Genomic DNA, 265 nt, shown 5'->3' with positions numbered 1-265 from the left:
AGCACAAAGCGCGCTACGGCTAGGTGAGCCCGAGCCGGTATCGCCAACAAGGACAACAACAAAATGGCCCGCCTGCCCTATCTCGAAGCCGATCAGGTTGCGCCCGAATACCGCGACATGCTCAAGCGCAACACCAACCTCCACAAGCTGTTGGTGAACTCGCCCGACATGGCGCGCGCCTTCAACGGCATCGGCGGCTATATCCGCTTCAAGAGCAAGCTCCATCCCCGCCTGCGTGAACTCGCGATCCTCCAGGTCGGCTGGA

At 61.1% G+C, this 265-nt stretch carries 1 pseudogene; it reads left to right on the top strand.

What is annotated here, in order from left to right:
- Positions 1-63: 63 nt before the first annotated feature.
- Positions 64-265, top strand: a pseudogene (locus KJQ96_RS39220) (carboxymuconolactone decarboxylase family protein); the annotation flags it as partial.

It is taken from the genome of Bradyrhizobium sp. sGM-13, from assembly GCF_018398875.1.
Taxonomy (GTDB): Bacteria; Pseudomonadota; Alphaproteobacteria; order Rhizobiales; family Xanthobacteraceae; genus Bradyrhizobium.
Note: the sequence above shows the minus strand (reverse complement) of the source record. Positions and strands in the feature narration are given on the sequence as shown.